Origin of the sequence: Nonomuraea basaltis, from assembly GCF_005893125.1 — a bacterium.
Lineage (GTDB): Bacteria > Actinomycetota > Actinomycetes > Streptosporangiales > Streptosporangiaceae > Nonomuraea > Nonomuraea basaltis.
Genome location: NZ_VCJS01000497.1, coordinates 1 through 2,194 on the forward strand (window position 1 = coordinate 1; position 2,194 = coordinate 2,194).

At 66.7% G+C, this 2,194-nt stretch carries 1 protein-coding gene and 2 pseudogenes; all 3 read right to left on the reverse strand.

Going from position 1 to position 2,194, the window contains the following annotated elements; translation table 11 throughout:
- Positions 1-268 (reverse strand): annotated as a pseudogene (locus EJK15_RS68885) (tyrosine-type recombinase/integrase); the annotation flags it as partial.
- A gap of 70 nt (positions 269-338) precedes the next feature.
- Positions 339-1,850: a helix-turn-helix domain-containing protein gene (locus EJK15_RS68890; RefSeq protein WP_240778144.1), complete on the reverse strand. Its 1,512-nt coding sequence runs from the start codon at positions 1,848-1,850 to the stop codon at positions 339-341.
- A 34-nt stretch (positions 1,851-1,884) separates the two neighbouring features.
- Positions 1,885-2,194 (reverse strand): annotated as a pseudogene (locus EJK15_RS72435) (hypothetical protein); the annotation flags it as partial.

The following is a 2,194-nucleotide window of genomic DNA, read 5'->3' on the forward strand; positions in this document are numbered from 1 at the left end:
CCACCCCCACCGCACGCCGGCCACCACCCGCCAGCCGCCCATCCGGCTTACGCGCGAACGCCAGCAAGATCGCATCCACGTCCTCGCCCGTCAGATCGTCCAGCACGACCCCCGCACCGGCCAACTCCACCAGCGTCGCCACATCCCGCGCATACACCTCCGCCGTCGACGGCGACAACGCCCCCGTCAACGTCTTGGCCCGCACCAGCTCCACATAACGATCCGCCGCCTCCGCCACCGTCAACCGGTCGAGCTCCGCAGGCCGCACCGGCCCACCCCTTTCCGCCAGCCCAGGACACGATCCACCACCGACCGTAACCCAGCCCCCCGACGAAAACTCAGATGTCGCGGAACGTCTCGATGCGCGCCCCCAACGCATTCAGCCGCTCAGCCAGATCCTCATACCCCCGGTTGATCACATACACGTTCCGCAGCACCGACGTCCCCTCACCCGCCATCATCGCCAGCAGCACCACCACCGCCGGCCGCAGCGCCGGCGGGCACATCATCTCCGCGCTACGCCACCGCGTCGGACCCTCCACCAGCACCCGATGCGGATCCAGCAGCTTCACCGACGCCCCCAGCCGCGTCAGCTCCGTCAAATAGATCGCCCGGTTGTCGTACACCCAGTCATGGATCAGCGTCGACCCCTGCGCCGAAGCCGCGATCGCCGCGAAGAACGGCACATTGTCGATGTTCAGCCCAGGAAACGGCATCGGATGAATCTTGTCGATGGGGGAGACCAGCTTCGACGGCCGCACCGTCAGATCCACCAGCCGCGTCCGCCCATTCGCCGCCGGATACTCCAGGCCCCGATCATGATCCAGCCCCATCTCCTCCAGCACCGCCAGCTCGATCTCCAGGAACTCCACCGGCACCCGGCAGATCGTCAGCTCCGACGACGTCACCACCGCCGCCGCCAGCAGGCTCATCGCCTCCACCGGATCCTCAGAGGGGGAGTAGTCCACATCCCGCTCGATGAACGGCACCCCATGCACCGTCAGCGTCGTCGTGCCGACCCCCTCCACCCGAACCCCGAGCTGCTCCAGGAAGAAACACAGATCCTGCACCATGTAATTGGACGACGCATTGCGGATCACCGTCACCCCGTCATGCCGCGCCGCCGCCAGCAACGCGTTCTCCGTCACCGTGTCACCCCGCTCCGTCAGCACGATCGGCCGCGACGGCGACACCCCCCGATCCACCCGCGCGTGATAAAACCCCCCGGTCGCCGTGATGTCCAGCCCGAAATGCTTCAAAGCCGACATGTGCGGCTGCACCGTCCGCGTCCCCAGATCACAACCCCCCGCGTACGGGATCTGGAACTGCTCCGTCCGATGCATCAACGGCCCCAGGAACATGATCACACTCCTGGTACGCCGCGCCGCCTCGGTGTCCATCGCCTCCAGCTCCAGCCTCGCCGGAGGCACGATCTCCAGATCACTGCCCTCGTTGATCCACCGCGCCCGCACCCCGACCGAGGCCAGCACCTCCAGGATCCGGTATACCTCCTCGATCCGCGCCACCTTCCGCAAGATCGTCCGCCCCGAGTTCAGCAGCGACGCGCACAGCAACGCCACACACGCGTTCTTCGACGTCTTCACATCGATGCTGCCCGACAACCGGCGCCCGCCCACCACCCGCAGATGCATCGGCCCCGCATACCCCAGCGACACGATCTCACTGTCGAGCGCCTCACCGATCCGGGCGATCATCTCAAGACTGATGTTCTGGTTTCCCCGCTCAATCCGGTTCACCGCACTCTGAGACGTCGCCAGAGCATCCGCCAGCTGCAACTGCGTCCAACCACGATGCTGACGCGCGTCCCGAATCAGCCGGCCGATCCGCACAAGATAATCATCTGCCACAGCAGAAGACCATATCTCACATATGAGATGCACCCGCGTCAGCAGCGGCCGACGCGCCGGACAACTCCCGATGCCGCGCCAGACGCCCCGGAGTCGCCCCCACCCTCTCCTTCAACACGAACGCCCGCCGCGCCGCCCGGAACCCACTCCGATCATCGAACATGTCCCGGCTCATCTCCGCCAGCTCCTCAGCCCGGTAGGCATCCAGCGGCTTACGCCGCTCATCAGCCTCCCGCGCCTGCCGCCGCGCCCCCAGCAGCCGATCATACGAAGCATCCGCCGCCAGCCGCTCCGCATACTCCAGCACCACCCGCTCGAACTCCAGC